The organism is Bifidobacterium sp. B4081 (assembly GCF_026537335.1).
Lineage (GTDB): Bacteria > Actinomycetota > Actinomycetes > Actinomycetales > Bifidobacteriaceae > Bombiscardovia.
In genome coordinates, this window is record NZ_JAFNMM010000003.1 from 161,741 (window position 1) to 181,511 (window position 19,771).

At 55.5% G+C, this 19,771-nt stretch carries 9 protein-coding genes and 1 pseudogene; 3 read left to right on the forward strand and 7 right to left on the reverse strand.

Going from position 1 to position 19,771, the window contains the following annotated elements:
* Positions 1–41 precede the first annotated feature (41 nt).
* Both J3T92_RS07350 and J3T92_RS07355 read left to right on the forward strand, forming a co-directional pair.
* Positions 42–1,118 (forward strand): hypothetical protein, encoded by a 1,077-nt coding sequence (locus J3T92_RS07350; protein WP_267400782.1) that lies wholly within the window; start codon positions 42–44, stop codon positions 1,116–1,118.
* A 556-nt stretch (positions 1,119–1,674) separates the two neighbouring features.
* Positions 1,675–2,460 carry an acetoin reductase gene (locus J3T92_RS07355; RefSeq protein ID WP_267400783.1) on the forward strand — a complete coding sequence of 262 codons (786 nt, stop codon included), beginning with the start codon at positions 1,675–1,677 and terminating at the stop codon, positions 2,458–2,460.
* An 889-nt stretch (positions 2,461–3,349) separates the two neighbouring features.
* On the opposite strand, the gene J3T92_RS07360 is transcribed toward J3T92_RS07355, so the two are convergent.
* The 3 genes from J3T92_RS07360 to J3T92_RS07370 form a co-directional block, all read right to left on the reverse strand.
* The gene (locus J3T92_RS07360; protein ID WP_267400784.1) at positions 3,350–4,189 is read right to left on the reverse strand and encodes an alpha/beta fold hydrolase; all 840 of its coding nucleotides are present in this window, start codon (positions 4,187–4,189) and stop codon (positions 3,350–3,352) included.
* Between the two features lie 112 nt (positions 4,190–4,301).
* A complete protein-coding gene (locus tag J3T92_RS07365) occupies positions 4,302–7,073 on the reverse strand; it encodes a hypothetical protein (protein ID WP_267400785.1) in 2,772 nt (923 codons plus the stop codon).
* Between the two features lie 249 nt (positions 7,074–7,322).
* Positions 7,323–7,631, reverse strand: a complete 309-nt coding sequence (locus tag J3T92_RS07370; RefSeq protein WP_267400786.1) for a hypothetical protein — start codon at positions 7,629–7,631, stop codon at positions 7,323–7,325.
* Positions 7,632–7,987: 356 nt separating this feature from the next.
* Here J3T92_RS07370 and J3T92_RS07375 point away from each other — a divergent pair, with 356 nt between their 5' ends.
* Positions 7,988–8,125 carry a hypothetical protein gene (locus tag J3T92_RS07375; RefSeq protein ID WP_267400787.1) on the forward strand — a complete coding sequence of 46 codons (138 nt, stop codon included), beginning with the start codon at positions 7,988–7,990 and terminating at the stop codon, positions 8,123–8,125.
* 1,496 nt (positions 8,126–9,621) lie between these two features.
* Here the strand turns inward: J3T92_RS07375 and J3T92_RS07380 are convergent.
* The 4 genes and pseudogenes from J3T92_RS07380 to J3T92_RS07395 form a co-directional block, all read right to left on the reverse strand.
* Positions 9,622–13,062, reverse strand: coding sequence for an immunoglobulin-like domain-containing protein (locus tag J3T92_RS07380; protein ID WP_267400788.1), 3,441 nt, complete (start codon positions 13,060–13,062; stop codon positions 9,622–9,624).
* Between the two features lie 292 nt (positions 13,063–13,354).
* The gene (locus tag J3T92_RS07385; RefSeq protein WP_267400789.1) at positions 13,355–17,932 is read right to left on the reverse strand and encodes a discoidin domain-containing protein; all 4,578 of its coding nucleotides are present in this window, start codon (positions 17,930–17,932) and stop codon (positions 13,355–13,357) included.
* Between the two features lie 293 nt (positions 17,933–18,225).
* Positions 18,226–19,581: an ABC transporter substrate-binding protein gene (locus tag J3T92_RS07390; RefSeq protein WP_267400790.1), complete on the reverse strand. Its 1,356-nt coding sequence runs from the start codon at positions 19,579–19,581 to the stop codon at positions 18,226–18,228.
* A 105-nt stretch (positions 19,582–19,686) separates the two neighbouring features.
* Positions 19,687–19,771: pseudogene (locus J3T92_RS07395) on the reverse strand (carbohydrate ABC transporter permease); the annotation flags it as partial.

Sequence of the window (19,771 nt, forward strand, 5' to 3'; positions counted from 1 at the left end):
TCTATGCCGACGGATCCTTCAGACTGGTCAAAACCAAGGGTATGGAATACGGCAAGGTGTCTTGGACGTCAAAAGGCCTGTTCTTCGCCGACAAAGACAACGATTACTGGCTGGCTGAGGGGCAAAAGCCAAAAGTCGTTCCCAGCTCCAAAGTCGACACGCAGGCCACGCTTGGTGTGTTGCAAGACAACATAACCCATGTCGGTGTCTATAACGGGGGCTTCACCGAGGACGGTGAAGGATACAACGAGGACATCGTCCTTTTCGACGGTCAGAAAGCCGAAAAGCATCGCTTCCTGACGGACCACCCTGTTTCAAGCATCAGTGTTTGCGGAAGCTCCGTCTACGCCTATCAGCTTACCGACGATGGCGTCAATCTCAGCAAAGAGTTGATCCGCTTCTCATCTTTGATAGTTGACAATCACTATCACCCGAGAACGATAAGCACACATGAAAATATCCTGACATCCGATAATGTCGTCATCAGTAATCCATCATGCACTAATGACAGCATTGTCTTTATCTCCAGCCAAGGAGGCAATTCTTCGACAATAAAAAAGAAGCACAATGATCTGGATTATAATCTCCGCCGCTTCCTCACTGCCGAAGATACCGAAGGCGAGAACTTTTCCTATGCAACCATAGAACAGTGGGATGCAAAAACAGGAAATCGTCGTGTCCTGCCCCTTGTCGACGAGGAGGCCAGACCGGTGCATTTCCATGAAAGCCAGATAGGATACTCATATTATGACTCCCACTCACTGCACGGCGACCAGTTCTACTGGTGGTATGGGGACGGCGGCCTTTTGAGGACTGACGTCAACTCAGGAAAGACCGTCAGACTGAACAGAACCCATTGCCAAAAGGACAATTGGTCCAGATCATGTTTCTGGGCCTCTTTCTCCGACAAAACCGTGGACGTCTGGTATCACCACATCAACGAACCCGACCGGGTGACGATCACCCGCCAGGATCTTGACACCGGCAAGACCATCAACACCATCAAGGTCAAGGGTCTGGAGAAAATCATCCACGGGGCCGGTGATTCCAACACCATCGACAGGAGCTTCGCCGTCAACCCCCGTGCAGAAAAGCCCATTTCAGGCCAGAAGGTGTGATATGGCCTCCGGCCTGTACTAGACAGGGGCAAAGCGAAGAAGCGGCAGGGGCGCACAACTGCAAGAGCATGGCGCACGATGAAGAGCAAGACGAGGACAGACGAAGAAGGCCATCCCGCGAATGGGCGGACACGATGGCCACCGACGCAGGTGACTGGATGGCCAGGACCATCACACAGGATCAGAAGCTGAACGATCTGAACTCTATTAACAGCCTGACAACTTTCAACGAACGGTTATGCTTCCACTTGGTGGACGTCCCCCCGACAAGTCGGGGGACAAGGCCGATGCTGGCCACATCGAACAGGCGAAAATCAACCTGTTCAATGGCCGGAAGAACCTTCCTGGTCCGGTGGGATCAGGGATCCTGGCCTTGAAGACGGGTGCGCTGGGACTGGCCGCCGGTTTCCGCAAGGAACGACAAGGCTCCACACCACAGCCCGCTCCTCCCCGTCACCCGCTTCTCCACCTCCGCCGTATAGACTGGCAACAGTGGCCTGGCCCGAAGTTGCGACCGGCCCTATAGATAGGAACCAACAAGGTTAGGAAAAGACAGATGAGCGATAACAAGGTAGCTGTCGTCACCGGCTCGGCCAGGGGAATCGGGAGGGGCATAGCCCTCCAGCTGGCCCAGGACGGCTTCGACATCGTCGTGGCCGATCTTGAGGGCCAGAGGGAATCGGCCGAACAGACCGTGGCCGAAGTGGAGAAGATCGGCCGTCGGTCCTTCTTCCACCCTACCGATGTGTCAGACAGGGACCAGGTGTTCGACCTGGTCGATGAGGCCGCATCCAGGTTGGGTTCCTTCGATGTGATTGTCAACAACGCGGGCATCTGCCAGATAGTGCCCTTCACCGACATCACCCCCGACCAGCTGGAGCAGATTTCGAAGGTCAACATCTTCAGCGTGGTCTACGGCATCCAGGCCGCCGCGGCCAAGTTCCAGGAGTTGGGTAAGGAGCACGGCCACATTATCTCCGCATCGTCAATCGCAGGTTTCGAGGGCTTCCCGATCCTGGCAGCCTACTCGGCTACGAAGTTCGCCATCAGGGGCCTCACCCAGACGGCAGCCCAGGAGCTCTCGCCCAGGGGAATCACCGTGAACGCCTACGCCCCCGGCGTGGTGGACACCCCCATGTGGGGCTACATCGATGAGGAGATGGGCAAGCTCAACGGCAAACCCAAGGGACAGAACCTTCAGGACATGAAGGACAGCATCGACCTAGGCCGTTTGGAGACCCCTGCGGATGTGGCCGGCGCCGTCTCGTTCCTGGCCAGCGACAAGGCCAACTACGTGACCGGGCAGACCCTGATCGTCGATGGCGGCATGCAGTACCGCTGACCCATCAGTCACCGGCCCGCCCCCTTTACTCCCTTCTCGATGAAGCAGAGCACCGGGGGCGGTGCTTTACCCCCTATTCATGCGGAAGGAAATCTCAACCGCACTGCCTGCCGGTTTCCTTGCCGGCCGCCACGATCACAAAACCGAATAAATACAGGCCGATGAACCCCTCCTAGCATCCGGGGCAACCTGACGACTCAGACATAAGAACATGTGGGTCAGCGGTCCCATGCTTCCAATACGGCTTCTTATGAGCAGCTTCATAGAGGCATATATCAGCATCTATTCATGCGGTATCTTGCCATATCGGGTACATGCAAGCAAGACGAAAATAGGGATTTTCCAGGTAACCTACGACGGCATCGAAAAGCATCAGAAGTTTGAAAAGGTGCATACAGACAGTGGTGCTGAGGAGGCAACGTAGATCCAAGCAGCATCTGATGAAACAGTCGTGAAAGAGGGCAGCAGACAATATCCCCAACATAACTGCTGAAACATGGCATAGTGCCGGAGGACCCCAAGCAGCCGTCTCAATGCTTGTTCCTGGTCTCAATTACAGATGCTTTCCAGATCATACGGAATCCCTCCTTGCCATGCTTGGACACATGGCGGGGTATTCGCTGCCGGTCCTCTCAAATCGGTCTTTTCAGAGAGCAAACCACTCTTATTGAGACCCAAACGCGCAGAACGGCATGCCAATCCTGAAACCTGACTTCAGGCAAGGCAACGGGGTCCCCATCTCTGGTTCCTCAGCACCATGACGTGCCTCCTGCCACTTTCATAAACCTCAACCCGTCGCTTCCGCATTCGTCCCGCTACCGTCAACAGCACAGCCGGGCGATACCTGATCGCCTGCTGAAGTTTCACTATCATTCCGCTAGCGCATGCACTATATCCAGGACATCCCCGGCCCTGTCCAAAGGAGCGAGCCACCCTCGCCGGGGAAAAGTCTGCGCGTGGCGGTCTCGATTCTGCTCTGCAACACCAAGCCATGGTCGGGCGAGTGCACCTTGTCGTCTTCACCGAACAGGATGCTCACAGGGCATCGCACCTGGGTCATATCGATGTTCCAAGGCCTCATAGCCAGCATGGTGTCCTGCACATAGCCGACACCCTCGTGTGCAAACCCTTCGGATAGTGCCCGGCGGTACCGGGTCAGGAATGGTTCGCTGGTGTAAAATTCGGCATCCTTCGCCGTGGAAGCGCCGATTACCATATCCTCCATGGACTTCGCGGAGAAATCCTGAAGTATCTTTCGTGCGGAGTCGGGAGATGATACGGCCAGGTCGGAAAGCTGCGTGGCCTGCGGAGACAGCTTGTCATGAACGGCCGGGTATTGCACTTCATCAGCGGGAGAGACCAGCACCAATGCTGCGGCGAAACCTAGTGCCGCCAGCGCGAGACCGAACATACCGCCCTGTGAATTCGCCACCACCGGGACGGATGCGGCCCCCGTGCCGAGCAAGGCTTGGGTGAATATTCGGTAATCCTCGGCAGTTCCTGTCATCGTACGGTTCGGTTCCGGGTCCGAAGCGCCCATGCCGGGTCTGTCCATCGTCAAGACGCGGATGCCGTGCTGCGGAAGTACCTCCTCACCGAAGAGCATGGACTTGCCCATGCCGGCCCCGGCTATGAAAAGTACCGGGTCGCCGTCACGGGGGCCATAGGCTCTGCCGGAAAGCCGACGTCCCTCTTGGGTTTTCACCGTCACATTGTTGCCTTCGTCCATGTCAACCACTCTACGACAACCAGTCAAGGAAAGGGACACGCTGATGCCGCATCCGAACCTGCCTGAACAGACAGTTCCCGCTCGCATACAAGGTCCGATACCCCCCACCGATTCAGGATGCAGGCGGAGTGAATTCGCGCCTGCGCCGCAGCCATGCACAGGTCAAGGCGACGAGCAGAACAAGGGAGAACACCAGAAGCAGCGTCATATGTTTTGGAGCACCCGCGAGAGGGAGGCCATCCAATGGAGGCGCAACATCCAGGTACTGTTTATACGGTTCAGATTGATTGCCATTCGAATCCACAACCGTTACGCTCACCTCCCCAGGCTCGATCCCACTGGGGAGCAGTACCGCCCAGGCACCATCCGCTCCTGACATGACGGTATCGCTGGTCCTGCCGGCCGGGTTGGACGGCCAGGTCACGGTCACCTTGGCATTCGCGTCGACTGTTTCGGTTCCCTTCATCACCGCCCTGCCACTGACCGTTTGCCAGTCGGCGCCGATGATTCCCGGATCGGTCGGGGTCATATCCACCATCTGATCCTTGCGGGCATCGTCCGAAGGCTTTCCTGCGGGATTGACCAAACGGGCACCGAATGTATACTGCTCGCTGCCAGGGCTGCCGTCAAAGGCATTTAGGAACACCAATGGATTGATGTCGATTTTCCAGTGCCACACATGTCCTTCCGTGACGGGCTCAATGACGATGTGACCTACCGGGGATGAACCCCCTGAAGGGATGCTCGTGCTGAAATCATGTTCGCCTGAGGTTCCTAGGGAGATCTCGGCACCGGATGAGGATTGGACCATGAAGACTTCCAGCCTCGAATCCGACAGGTTCGTGTCGTTCCCCGCAAGATAGGTCGGCCTGGCTGTGCCCTCGACCCTCACCGCCGATCCCGCTGGCAGAACGCCCTTGCGGGTATGGGGTACCGTTATGGCCTGCACCACCGGAGCCGCCTCGTTCTGAGCGGCTAATCGTGCTGTTGCCAGGTTGGAAAAGCCGGAGGTGAGGTTGTAGCCGGTCGAGTGCTCGGTTATCCAGGCATGATACCGCCGACGGCCCATGTTGGTGTTGACGCCCTTGCTTGGATAGGCCGTATTGTCATCGCGGATACTCCAGGTGCCGCCCTCGTCTGGATTCCTGGCGTCGTTGGGAACGCAAGCGACGGTGCCTATGGCGAACCCACGATTGTCCGATTCGTCTGGATTGTTCGCACTGATGGGTTTCGCTGGATTCTCGCCGAACAGGGTCACCCTGTTCGGCGTTTGGGGGTCGACGGCCGGCTGACAGGTGCCGGATATGGTCGGAGTGAGACTATCGGCCCAAACGGCTCCTCCGGACCCCAGACCGGTTCCATCGATGGAATTGATGGTAGGCGCCTGTGGAGGGTTGACACTGTACCGGTAGAAGGCAGTATCGATGGTCCAGGCCGTCTGCATCCGGTGCTCAACTTCCTTGGCATCCAGGTTCTCGATGCCGGCCTCGGGATTGTAGGTGTCCTTCTCCACCTGTGTGGTGGTCTTGCAGATCTGGCCGTTCGCATCCTTGGTTATGGGCCAAGTGAGTAACTTGAAGTATCCATCCAACCCCTGCATGGACTTGGCGAGTTTGAAGTCGATGGACCCGTCCGGGCGCTGCGCCGGCATGGGCTCACCGGCATCATTGACGGCGAACAGGTTGTTGGTCTTGGCCCGCGACGAACCGGCTGCCCTGGGTTTGTCATTATATGCGGCCCCTTGCTCGGAGCCGGAGGCGGACCCCGGTGAGCTGTAGCCCGCCGGCTGTCCTTGGACTTCCACCGCTTTGGGCGTGAGCGCCTTGACCGGCACCCATGTGTTGTTCTTCAACCCCACCCATTGATACTTAAAGGAGGTGTTCTCCGTGCACCCAGGGTTTTTGGAGGACCCTGGTCCTCCCACGTTATACCAATACACGAAGAACGATTTGGCCGGTGCCACCCCTTCCGGCACGGCCGGATTGTTATTGCCCGCGGGGAACCCGAAATCGGTCACCAACCCCCAGTTCGCCTGACGCCCGCTCCACAGGAGCGGGTGCCCATCCCAGCCGACGAAAGAAGCCGGACCACTGCAGTATTTGGCCCCTCCGGACGTTCTGCAATTCTGCATATAGAGTCTGGTACTGCGCTCCCCAATGGCATCCATGATATTGACCGATCGTGCGCTGTCCAAGGAATCCGGATTGAAGGTGCCGCACATATCATCTCCATAATTCCATACAGCGTCGCCGCATAGGATGTTCCTCCCCTGACGGTCATGGTCGATGACGGCGTACACGGCGAGTTCCTGCTTCGAACCACCCGTCTTGTAGGCGTCGATCGAGGATTTGGCATCCGTGTAGTCAAGGTCGCCTTCAATGGAGATGGCCAAGTAGTCATAAACACCTGAATTGATTATTTCGTGAACGGTAAAGGCCTCATCCTGGTTCCTCGCCCATGCGAGGGCTCCATCGTAGCTGTTTGCGCCTTTCCGCCCCATGGTATTGATGTATCGGGATCGTCTGAACCCCCTTGGTTGGTCTGATCCGGAGTATTGGTACAGGAAGGACAGGGAACAACCCCTGGATGCGGCCGGCGTCGTCTGGCCTAGTGCCACGCAGTTTGGGTCGAACTCCTTGTGGGGCACCCGTAGAACCAGATCAAGGCGGAGCTCATCCTGATACGAATCGACCTTATCGTTATAAGCCATGAATTGGAAGACCTTGGGTTTGGTGTCGACCTGGGTCTCCGCACCAGCGGCCACGGCTGGAGCCCCCGTTGTTCCGATGCCGATCACCGAGGCGCACAGCACAGCCAGGCAGAGCACGACAAGCAGCGGGCCCTTGAGGAGGCGGGACATTCTCGAAAGATATCCGGCTGCCATCCGATCGCCATTACTCGCAGCTTCCTTCCCTGACATCCTGTCGATACGATTCCGGCTTTGTTGTTCTTCGGCGCGGAACATATACTTCCTTTCCTCCCCCTTGCCCTCAGACCATTCACTTCTTCATAAAACGAGCCATAGTGCCGTGATGAAAGTCGTGAATGAATTAATTCATTTACTTTTCCCTGATTATCACTTGTTATTATCCATCAATTGGCATCCATTATAAGTGGATGAAGAAAAGACGCTTCAGGCGCCACCTAGGAAGAAGGATAAGCATCCTCTATGGTCGGCCGACAGGGCGGCACACGCGGGCCGCTCCTCCACCAGCAGAAAAGCTGTGCGCACAATGTAGGCACCGCAAAGGGGATCGCGGACCTGAGCCTGTGTGCGTCGATCCGCCCGATTTCGCAGGCGCTCAAGCATCTCCCGCACCTCGTGGTGCGGTTGCGCCTGTGAACTGTCGGCATCCTCCCAGCGGGACACGGCCAGAGGTCGCTCGCCGCCACGATCGGCGATCCATTTCTGAGTCCCCTCCCCCAAGGCATCGTGCAGCATTGGAAACATCGCCTTGCTCCGATGCCCCGTGGACGGTAACCGCCACACTGGCACGCCCCGTAGAACGCCCAGGGACCCTCGGGATGGTAGGCCTCATACCAATCACGCACATCGCCGGGCCTGATCTCCGCGACTGGCTTGCCTTTGAAGTACAGCGAGAAATGAGCAATATCCGCTTTCAGGTTCCTTTTCGTGGCACCCCGCAGTTCGGAGTTCCCGTTCCTCTTCCTATGCTTCATCCATTCCTGCAGGTAATCCTCGAACAGGACTTCTTCGTCTTCTGGTTTCGACTCGGCGTTCCTGCCACTCGGAGGCCACCAGTCCCGTGTTCCCTTGTCATGAAAAACGACCAGGCAATGCTCACGTTCCAGCCAGGCAAACGCTTCCGTACGGTATTCCGGCCCGAACTGCCTGCCGACCCTCCTGCCGTGGTCAAGCGGGTTAGAATACCCGCCAAGCCAGACGGTGACGCGCCCACTCCCGACCTTCTTTAAGGAAGACACCCCCCACTTACTGCGAGAACGGGTCATAGCTCACCTTTCATGCTCATCGCTTCAACGGAACAAGACATGAAAGAGAGAACCGCAAGATTATAAAAGAGTCAATAATTCGGGGAGGGCACCCAAAAGCGTACCTATCGAGAAAACCCTGGGAACGCGCGCATCCCATGGCTTCCCCTCCCCTGGATAAACCCTTATCCAAGGCAAGCAAATGATATGGACGGATAAATCAAATACCTCGACCACGAACAAAATCCTAACAATAAAACAGCAACGCAACAGACCGCCCGAGACAGAGAAAAAACCAAAACCAACCAGCAAACAGAAACATTCAAATCACAAACAGGGCACTGTGCATTTGCTAACGAAGTGGGTGTTCAAGATATAGCAGGGTCACATAATTGTATATGACCGATTAATCTGCACTCGAAAGAGTGTTTATTATATTTCCTGGTTCGATCACCGTCGTTAGGCATCTATCCGAAAGGAACACCATGCCTCATAAAATGCACCAGGACGAGATTGTACAGGATAATCTCAACTGAAATGACGGGGCAGTTGTGCATGCCGACGGTAGTTATGGAGATCTTGACGATTTTGCAAAGGACGCATCAGCCCTGTCGCCAGTGGCCTTGCGCGATCTGGAGGTTTTGAAGCCCCACCTGCCCGAACACAGCATCAAGGGGTTGCGTCTTTTGCATCTGCAATGCCACATAGGCACTGATACCCTATCTTGGTGACGCTTGGGTCACGAGACGTTTATGACCTGGATTTCTCTCCCACCTCGCTGGATTATGCCAGGAGTCCGTCTGAACGAACCTGCGCATCCATAATCTATGTTCAAGGCGATGTTCGCTACGCTGCAAATGCCATGCCCAAGCAGAAAAGCTCGTTCGGTGTAAGCATCACCAGCAATGGAACCATCACCTGGCTTTCTAATCTGGAGGACTGGGCTCGCTCAATCGCTCCCCTGCTAGCAGACGGTTGAATATTCATGATCCGCGACAACCATCCACTGCTTTTCGCCTTGAACAATGAGGGCATGTCAATAGTTCCAAGTTATTGTGGCGGAACAGAAACGACTTATAAGACGGATCAAACCTACACGTCATCAGTCGACTCGATCGAAGATGGGACAAACCCCGAATTACACATTCCATCAATCACAGTTGGGCTCATGACTTCCAGGAAATAAGCAGCGCCCTGCTGGAGACCAGACTGACTATAGAGGCCATAGGCGAGCATAATGTGGACGACTGGCAATCACTGCCAATGCTTGAGTACAGTCCTGATCTCAGGGGATGGATCATGCCCCACAATCAGCCTCGGGTCACCCTGACCTTCTCGACGGAAGCCTAAAAGGAAACTTAACCGAGCAAGTACGAACATGGTCTGGCTTAACCCGGCGGCTCGTCCGGCAGATTGACCGATACCCCTATCACTGAAGATAGGGGTATCAGCATTTCACATCACACTGGAATGAGGCGCTATCACTTGCCCTCCATCCCGTGTCGACGGATATGCGGAATCAGCCCGAAGCTGACTAGGGCCAACAGCATGCTTAGGGCTTCCATCACTAGGAAGAATCCCGTGTTCGGCCCCGTCTCTGAAAGCCTCGAACCCTCAGAATGCTTGTGAGTTCCGGTCTTGTGCTTTAAACCGGTACCCTTACCGGGATTGATGCAGGAGCTGTCGGCCGGATTCTTAGACTTGTTGGAAGAGCTGCCTCCAACGGGGCTGACCGTGACTATCCGCTTTTCAGATGCCTGTTTGCCCCTTGAATTAGCAACCGTGTAGTCAAGCGTATATTGCCCTGTCTTAGCACTATTCACGGATCCCTGTACTTGAATCGCCTCGGTAATGTCACCTTCCAAAGAATCCACTGCACTGACCCCGGCCTTAGGATCGAAGCTGAGACCCTGATCGATTTTCACATTGGATGCTCCCGAGATCACAGGCTGCTGCTGCACAGGCACTGGTCCTAGGGGCAGCGAACCCTTGATAGAGATCCAATTAAGTATTGGCCCAGTCCCCGTAGAGGAATCCAAGGTGAAGGTGACTATCCTATTCCAGCCCTGCGGAATCTTGATCCTTCCGGAAGCAATCGTTCGTCCGCCGTTGACAGTCGCGGTCGTCAGCCGATTCTCTGTACGGAATGCCGGAAGATTGTCATACGAATAGCTAATCACAGTCGGTCTGCTCTGGCTCCACCAATCATGGAAACCGAAAGAAACCTGATGTTCGCCAGGTGCCAGTAAGACCCTGTAGGATAGTTTATCTTTCTTGCCGTTAGCGCCGGCATATATCCCTGACCTATAGGGATCGGCATTGCCGTCAGCCTGTTTTCCAAAGTTACCGGAGGTATTGCCCCACAAATCGTCAAAGCCCTGGTCGGCGGACCCATTGGCCAATTTGCCATCATGCAAAGCAGTCAGCGCCTTGTAGGTGGGCGAGGCCTCCCCTCCATTGACATCAATGAAGTAGGACAGTCCGTCTTCCACCTCCTGAATGCTGGCTCTGGCAGGCAGCGTTGTGCCTTCTACGATGCCCAGCACCTCGGTAGGCGCATAGAGGATCAAGCTCGACGCATCGGTCAGCCAGCGCACGGCCCGCTCCTCGCTTTTTCCATTCGCCTTGTTGACGCTCACCTTGTCCGGAAGCCCGGGCTGTCTTCCCCGCTTGAATGTTCTGATGCCTTGAACCTGCTGGACTGAAACCACCTGGTCGTCATCCTGCGCAGAGACTCCGATCCAACTCAGCAACGGATCGCCGCCGCCTGTGGATCTTGTCAGGAAGGTCACGCTGTCGGCATGCTCCAAGGTGAAAGTGATCGGATCGGTGGCATTCCCGGCCTGAACAGGCACAATATTCGTCTTGCCTACGGTCTTGTCATGGCAGACGACCGAGAACTCAGTTTGGCGCTTGTTGTTCCACCACTCCTGATAGCCAGCCTGAACTGTATAAGTACCGGCTGGCAAATCCGCCTGATACCGTATGTCCTTGCCGGATTTTGCCCAGTAGCCTGTTTCGTAGATACCGTTCTGGCTGGTCTCGTATGCTTCGACATCGGAACCTATGCGGCTGCTCAGACCCCACTTGCCTTGAGCAGTGTATTCCTGGTCGCTGCGGTCTGCATTCATCAGTCGTGGAGCCTTGGTTTTCAGCTTCCGGTAGTAACTCGATTCATTCGAAGGGGCCGAACCCGCGTCAATGAACAGACGGGAGTTTTCCGGATAGATGGAAGCCGTGAAGCTGATAGGCGCATTCTGGTATTCAGGCAGCTTCCCCTTGAACGTCACCTGCCCGTATGGACGGTCCGTGCCAAAGTAGGGCTCCCAGTTGACCGTGGCCTGTCGGATGGCTGTCTGACCGCCCACTCTGATGCCTAGGCTCTTGGGCAGCGCAGCAACAATTCGACTGACCGAACTGCTTTCAGTCGGCAGATTGGCATTGACCACATCGATGGCCTGATACTTGTCCATACCAGACAGTTTCCAGTCCGCAGCCGGCAACACCTGGACATGCCCGTTCACCAATTGCATCGGTGTCATCACATACCTGGACTGGCTGATGTCATTCCCGGTGTCAGGGTTGAACCAGCGGTCGCCCCAATAGAGGAAAACGCCGTGCGCGGGGTCATAGGGAATGACCGAGCTGGATTGGGTCGAGAAAGAATTGGCCGGGCTTTGGTTCCAGCCATTCCCCTTGACGAAAGGCGATCCTACCTCCGAGTAAGGCCCTAGAAAATCGTCACCCTGGCTGATTGCGTACTTGTTTTCATTGGGTGCCCAGCCGGTAGTGCCTGAATAGATGATGTAATATCTGCCGTTCCACTTGAAGGGAGCCGGCGACTCCTTGCTATTGCTGGCCACGATGTTGTAGGTGTCGCCTGCGGAGACATCGACGCCCTTTTGCTGTCGAGCGTTCGGCTCAACCAGCTTGGTGTAGGTCTTGTCCAGAAGCGAGATGGTCAGATCGCGGTTTTCGTTGCTGGAATACACCAGATAGGCATCATCAACACCGTCATGATTCTGATCCTTGCCGGAGTCCACGTACAGGTTCATGTCACGCGCCATGCCAGGGTTACCGGCATTGGCACCGGGACTCATACGGAAGGATCCCAGGTACTTGTATGGCCCAGCAGGATCGGAACTCTCAGAAATGGCGACTCCGGCCTTTGCCTTGGAATACGTTGCAGTGGCCTCGTTGCCATATCGTGGCCCATCCGCATGGAACCAGATCACCCAGCGTTTGGTGGTCGGGTTATAGACCATCTTGGGACGCTCGAAGACACAGCTGGACTTCTTCGGATCCGATCCGTCGCCCTTCAGAGCCTTCAAATCCCAAAGCAGATAGTCCAAGGCTTGCTGAGGGCCGGAGATGTTGGCATTGGATGCATCCGTGGAGAATGCCTTGAAATCCTGGCCGTAGATGTTCGTGTAATCCGGATCGGATTCAAGATTGGCCACATTATAATAACGCTGGTAGACGCGGTCAGAGCCCGCCAATTTACCAGCCAGATCCTTGTCGCCCTGGTAGGTCTGAAAGCCCAGCCCCTTATCTACCCAGTTGCACAGATCGTCGGAGTAGTATATCCGCACGCCATGCGCTACCAGACCATCAGTTTTGTCCTCGCCGCACATGACGTAGACATATCCGTCTCCATCCGCATCCAAGCCCCGATCGGCAGCAGGAAGAAGAGCAGCACTGACCCGTTGAATTCCGGCACCATGCGCTTGCAGCAGATCACCCTTGTTGTCAAAAAATCTGTCGCCATTAGTGCCTGTCACTGCAGTGTAATGGTAGATGAAGCGCACGGCGGCAAAGGCCTGCTTCAAGTCCTTGCCCGCCTGATCCTTCTCGCCTTCATCGGCAGAACCTGAGGCTAGGACTCCCTCGGCCACAGACCGAGCATGCTTCAACTTATCCACGTCGTCCTTGTTAGGCTCTGCATGATCATAGGGCGCTGTGCTCTGATCATCGGATCGATGACCTGAAGCCAGTGGCTGCAGATCCTCAACCCTCGTGGTATCCAGTATCGTCCGGAGATCATCATCCTGAGCGGTTTTCAGCCGGCTGAATCCGGCGGAACCGAATTGCTCTGTTTTCTCCTGTACGGCCATAGCCGCAGATCCGGGCGACAGGAGCGCCAAGGCGACAACTGCCGCGGCGAATCCCAATATATTTCTTCGATTGAGCTTCATCGCTTTCCTCTTCTCCGCATCATCCCAGATGACGGCGAGCCGCCGCTAATGCTGATCCTGCGCATAGCAGGCAGACTGCGATCGCTAGAATCGTTGGCATCACATTCGCACCGGTCTGACTCAAGGCGCTGCTGCCATCTGAGCCGCCCTCTTGCTTGGCATGAGCGAGGGCTCCTGGACCACGACCCGAGCCTGGCTGTGAATCAGCGTTTCCGACATTGCCATCAACCACATCCACCTGGAAGGTCGCACTGACACCACGGTAGGTCACGGTCACATTTTTCCTGCCTGGCTGTGCTGAATCAAAACCGCTCACCAGCAATTCAGGGTCGTTGATGCTGATATCCACCTTGACAGGTTCCTCATTCGGCACTGAATACACAGCTTTGACAACCATACCGGATAAGTCGAGTCGCTCATTGAGCAGATATCGGGTTTTGCTGGGTGGAGTGACCAACAATTTCTGAAGAACGGAAGAAACGTAGTTGACGGTGTACTCGGAGCTCCCTCTGCCGTCAGCCGCTTTTACCGTGATCACATCCTTGCCGCCTAGAACGTTCCCGTCACGTTTGACGGACTCCTCGGCATTGACATGCCTGACCTTCACCGTAGCGGCAGTATCGCGGGCAAAGGCTTGTAGCTTCGGATTGCTTTCCGCGCCGACCGGGAGCCGTACCGTGTAGTCAGTCTTGTCAGGAAGGAATCCGTCTATGGTCTTGCCATCCAACCGCAAATCGCCCAAGGCCTTATCAGCGGAGGGCATAGGTTCAGCCTTGACTTGCGCCTGAGTTCCCAGAACCTCGATTTCCGCGACGTTGATATAGACGCCTGTATCCTGCAGGGTGTTGGTCAGACGCAGTGCCTTGGCGACTATGGGTGTAGACATGCGGAAGTCAGCCACAGGAGTGTCCTCATCCGTAGATGTATCCGCGCCGAAACCTGGCTGGACATACCAGCCGCTCTTCACACCGACCCTCTGCCAGACACCCTTGTCGTCCTGATACTCCAAAGTCTGGGACTTAGGCCAGGAAGCACGGCCGTCTCTGAAGAAGGTAGTCTTGACCTCGCTGATGGATTGGAGGTTGTCGAAGGTGAAGGTAGCAACCGGAATCCCCGCCTGGTTCCAAGTGGACCAGCCCTTGTGATCGCTGTCGCCGTCTATGGCCTTTGCAGCCGTCGAACCTTCCTGCACATTCACCTTGAAGTGAGAGCTGGAGGACGGAGCGATATTGTGCACCGGATCAGCCTTGGGAATGGCCCAAGCCTGTATTTCGGAGGTGTTCATGAAGTCCCCCTGCACCGTATTGACAATTCGAGCCTGCCTGGCCTTGACCTGGGCATTGCCCTTGAATGTCACAGTCTGTCCCGGCTTTGGACTCGCAGCTGTTCCCAAGGGAAGCCAGGTGCGACCGTCCAAGCTGTATTCAGCCAGCGCACTGATTGGAGCGTGGTCGCCATAGGTGATGACCAGTGAGCCTAAGTCCCGCTCCTGGCCGAAATCTAGAGTGGCGGTGGGCTTGTGTGAGTAATCGCCTGCGGAGTTCCATGTCACCCAGGCCTCGGCGGAGGTATCCCCGTCTGTCAGCTTTTTCCACTGTTCAGCCTTGCCGTATTCGGTTTGCTGATCAGTGACTGTCAGGTTGCTGCTGGTGTCAGCAATGTTCTGCTCTTTGGCCTGCATCAGATAGACCGAGGCTGTCACTGGCAGCCCGCCGTCTCCGACCGACCCCAAGCGTCCTTTGACTGTGAGTCTGTCGCCTGCATGCGCTTCGGCAAGCTGTCCATCCAGTTGGGAGAAGTCCCACTTCACAGCTGTGCGGTCTGCATCCATAGCCTCCGAGGCACCAACGTGCGCATGAACCGGGGCTGCTTTGATTGCATCCTCCACCTGCTGACGGCTTGCACCAACCATGAGGGTGACGGATACCGGATCAGTTACTGTAAAGTCGCCGATGTAAACCTCAGCCTTGCATGCGATGGAATTGCCAAACACATCGACGGCCTGCCCAGTCACCTGGTACCGACCTTCTTTGCTGACGTCGATCATACTGGTATCCCATTGAACAGGGACCGGAGACCCGAGTCCCCAAGGATAGTAGGGAGTGACCGTCGTCGGCATAGTCAAATGTCCGCCTTTTCGGGCCTGAACATAGACCTGCTGCACGCCCGAAGGCTTGGTAGACCTCAGAGTCCAAGCCTGGTTTTCACCACCATTGGAAGAGTAAAGACCGACCGGCGAACCAGCGGCAGTGGCCTGTCCACTCACTTCAAGTGCGTTCTTACTCGCTGCATTGACCATACTCCATGTAGTTCCACCCTCGGTATTAAATATCCAAGACTGCCGCGGATCCGGATTTGTCGTGTCGATGGAGCCGGCGACCATTCTGCCTTGATCATTCAATATCTTTTTCCCGGTGGGATCGGTGATCATGAACAGCTTGAGTTCAGGACGTTCTCGCGAGGCTTTGACCTGATGGTAGACGAAGGTCTGTGCTGGGCCACTCTGTGAATCCGCCGCCGAATTCTCAATGGTCAGGCTGCCATCACTCCCGGTTTGAAGAGTACGTCCGGATTGTTGCCCCACAAGCTGGTAGCTCTCACCATCCTTCACGCCTGCCTGATTAGACTGACCGCTCACACCAGACAGCTGAATGGAGGCGATCGAACGGGCCGGCAATTCAACAGTGGCCGTCTTGGCGACTGTATCGATATGGACTGCTCCCGGACGCTCCTGGTTGGAGTACCCGTTCATGTAATCCATGGTGGCCTCGTAAGGATCGCTTTTGGATTCAGGCGCAGTGGTCAGGAAGAGCTTGCCGCTGGCATTCTTGTCAATGTTTCCATAGTTGGATAGATCAATGATTAAGCGCTGTTTATTGTCGCTGTCATTGCGATGGATGATGGTTTGCGTCCTACCGTCAGCCGAACGAGCAGTCATATTATCCTTGGTGGCATCGTTGGCCAGGATCGAATCCCCTTCATGGATAAAGTGGGTGTAGGCCCGGACCGCGTTGTACTTCGAGTTGACTACGACGGAACAAGGCTTGATGCCTCTGGTCGTACCCCCATTGTTGTCTACGGCACGCTCGGAATACAGTTTTCCGTCACTGCCCGCAACATTGCAGTCAAAGTCGATCAGGACGGTCCCCCAATTGGTGTTCTCCCCTCTGGGATTGGCTTGATGCCCATTGACATCCTGGTCCCCGGTCGACATATTGTACAGATCCTCGACCACCTGCCAGAAAGTGAAATCCTGCGATTGCAGTGCATAGACATCACTGTTGATCTTGCCTGCCATGCCCAGGCCGTTGTCGAAGCCATAGGGGTTGAATCCCCCACCCTGCCAGGAGCCGTCTACCTCGCTCATGGACATGACCTTGCCGTCCCCTTGGGCAATGTCTCTGGCCACACGTTGGCGATTGGTGCCGTATGAATGCGTGTTGTACTGCCCTATGGCATCGCGCACATTCTGCGAATATAGATTGTAGGAATCAACAAACTGTCCGGAGTCGGTTGCATCCGTCGCAGAGACCTTGACGCCCTTCAAGCCTTCTGACTTGAGCGCCTTGGCCAAGGCCAGAATAGTTTGCTGAGCCTTGACGTTGTCGACATGCATTCCCTCCTGGGGCTTCTTCACCGCATTTGAATAAGGCGTGACAGACTTGTCCTTATCTGCATAGTATCGATCCCAATAGCGTGTGATCAGGGCCTGTTGATCACTGGACCAAGCGTCTGAAGCCCTTCCGCCCGGCGTTCCCCAGTAGGCCGTCTCCGACTCATTCAAGGGTTCGACCGTATTGATCTTTACCTTGTTGCCGTTGTCAGCCTTCAACTGATCCAGATGACTTACCACGCTGGCTATGTATCCAGCGAACTTCTCAGGATCCTTGAGGTTGTTGTCTCCGGATCGAAAACCGCCAGTGGCATACCCATCTTCGGTCATGAACCAAGAGGCTGAGTTGGCAAAAGCCTCAAGATGAGTAATATCGCCGTTTTTGACCCCGCGTTTCAGCCACCATTCCTGCGCCTTCACGGACTTGGCGGCTCCGCTCTTAGAAGACTTGGGACCCCACACATAGGAATCCTCCGATGCCGGATCAAAGGCCTGATCCAAGGCATTCCCATCGGACTGTTTGGTCGTCACGCCACCATACAGCCCCTTGCTTCCGTCAGGATCTTCCGCCCAATATCCAGGAACTGCCGCCCCCTGGCGCATAAAGGGGTATCCATAAGCCACATCTGAGGCGTTGCCTCCGCCAATGTTGAAACGGGCCTTATTCAGCCCCAGTCCTTCTTTACCGAAAATACTGGTGTAGAACTTCTCCCGCAGCTGCTTGCCATACTCCAGTGCCTTGGCATCCGTCACGGAGTTTCCGCTGCTGCGGGTAATGGACCCTGGTTCACCGTATTGGCCTGTGGCATTGGCAAACCAGGCCAATGAAGTGCCCCAACCTTGGAAGGGACCATTGGCATACCACGGGTTAGGACGCACCGTCGCTGTTGTTGGGGAGGAAGGCTCGGCATAGGCAGGCATGAGACCGCCTACAGCCGTCGAAGTTGCCGCTATGATAACCGCCAAAGTTCGCATGAATTTCATAAGTATGCCTCTTATCCTTCTTCAGACATTGAAGACAAGGAATTGCCGACGTTGCCTCTTCGTTGCACGACAACAATCGAACAGATGACCACTGCTAATGTGGAACATTCTGGTATTGATCATTCTTAAAAAGTCTTACCCGCTTTACGTCTTATAGAAGACCGCAGGGAGAGCACCACGATGTGCATGAAAAAACCGGCCAGGGAAAGCCAAGGGAATACCCCGGAACCCCTCTGGCCGGTATACCTTATTAAGGAACCTACGCTACAGCGCTGACTCGATGAGAGTTACCCTTATTTCTTCACCGTGTAGCCCTGTTGCTTGGCGTAGTTCTGCAGATCCTTCTGCCAAGCCGCGATCCCCTGATCCAATGTGGCCGACTTGGAGGTGAAAGCGGTCATCTTGTCGCCGTAAACTCCACGTGCGTAGACCTCAAAGGGCAGGAACTCATAACCAGGTAGCACATTCTTAGCGGCTTGTGACAGGACCTCGTTGAACTTCTGGCCGCCGAAGTAGGCGTTGTCCTTGCCGTCGGCATCTTTCAAACTGGTCATCGAAAGGAACTCGTTGGACTTCAGCGTGTTGTTGTCAGCCGGGAAGGCGCCGCCATCGACACGGGTCTTAATGCCCTCGGCGTTGTGGCAAGCGTATTCCAAGAACTTGTATGCGGCCTTGCTCTTGGAATCGTCCTTGGTCTTGATCATAGCCAGAGAAGACCCGCCGTTCTCGGAATTCTCAGTTCCGCCTTTTTCCCAGGTAGGCATTTGCGCCACACGCCATTTGCCAGAGGCATCAGGGGCTCCGGACAGCAGGTTGTAGGGCATCCAAGCGCCGGTGAGCAACGAGGCGATCGATCCGTCGTTAAGTCCCTTGTTCCAGTCGTCCGACCATCCGGGAATCTTCGTGTTGATCAAGTCCTCATTGATCATCTTCTGCCAGTAGTCGTCCCACTTCTTGACCTTGGGGTCACCGGTCAGATTGATGGTAACGGTCTTGCCGTCCTTGCTGGTGGCAAAGGGCTTGGCGCCGGCCTGCCAGGTCATGGAATCGAAGAACCCTGCATCGCCTGAGTCCGAAGTGATGTAGGAACCGACGGCCTTGATCTTCTTGGCCGCCTCGTAGTACTCATCCCAGGTCGTAGGTATTTCAGTCACTCCGGCCTTGTCGAACACTTCCTTGTTGTAGAACAGGGCCATGGGGCCGGAATCCATAGGCAGTGCGTAGACGCCCCCATTCAGATTCACTGAGTTCCAGGTACCCGGCGTGTAGAAGCTCTTGTACCCGGAGGCGCCCATGTCAGAAAGATCCTGCAACTTGTCCTGAGTGGCATACTCGGGCAGAGCATAATACTCGATCTGTGCAAGGTCAGGGGCGCCCTTGTTGGCGGACAGAGCGTTGTTCAAGGCCGTGTACTCTTTTTTGTTGGTGCCGACATTGGTGACCTTCACCTTGATGTCGGGGTTCTTGGCTTCGAATCCCTTAACTGTTCGAGGAAGGGTCGAATCCCAGGACCAGACCAAGATTTCGGTCTTCCCGCCTTTGCCCGACGCAGAGGAGCCGCTGCCGGATCCACCGCAGCCGGCGAGTCCAAACGCCATGGCTACAGCACCTGTCAGGGCTATGACCTTCGTCATCTTTTCGAACCTCATTGTCCCTATCTCCTTTTCTGTTGTCCTTGGCAACAACACATGACTATTGATATCTTTTCGCTGTCCTACGGCTCAAGGCCTGTAGCACGGTTTTAGTTTCTTTTGTTATTCTTTGACGGCTCCTGCGGCGAGGCCGGATTGCCAGTATTTCTGCAGGAGGAGGAAGGCGATGACCAGGGGGATGATGGTG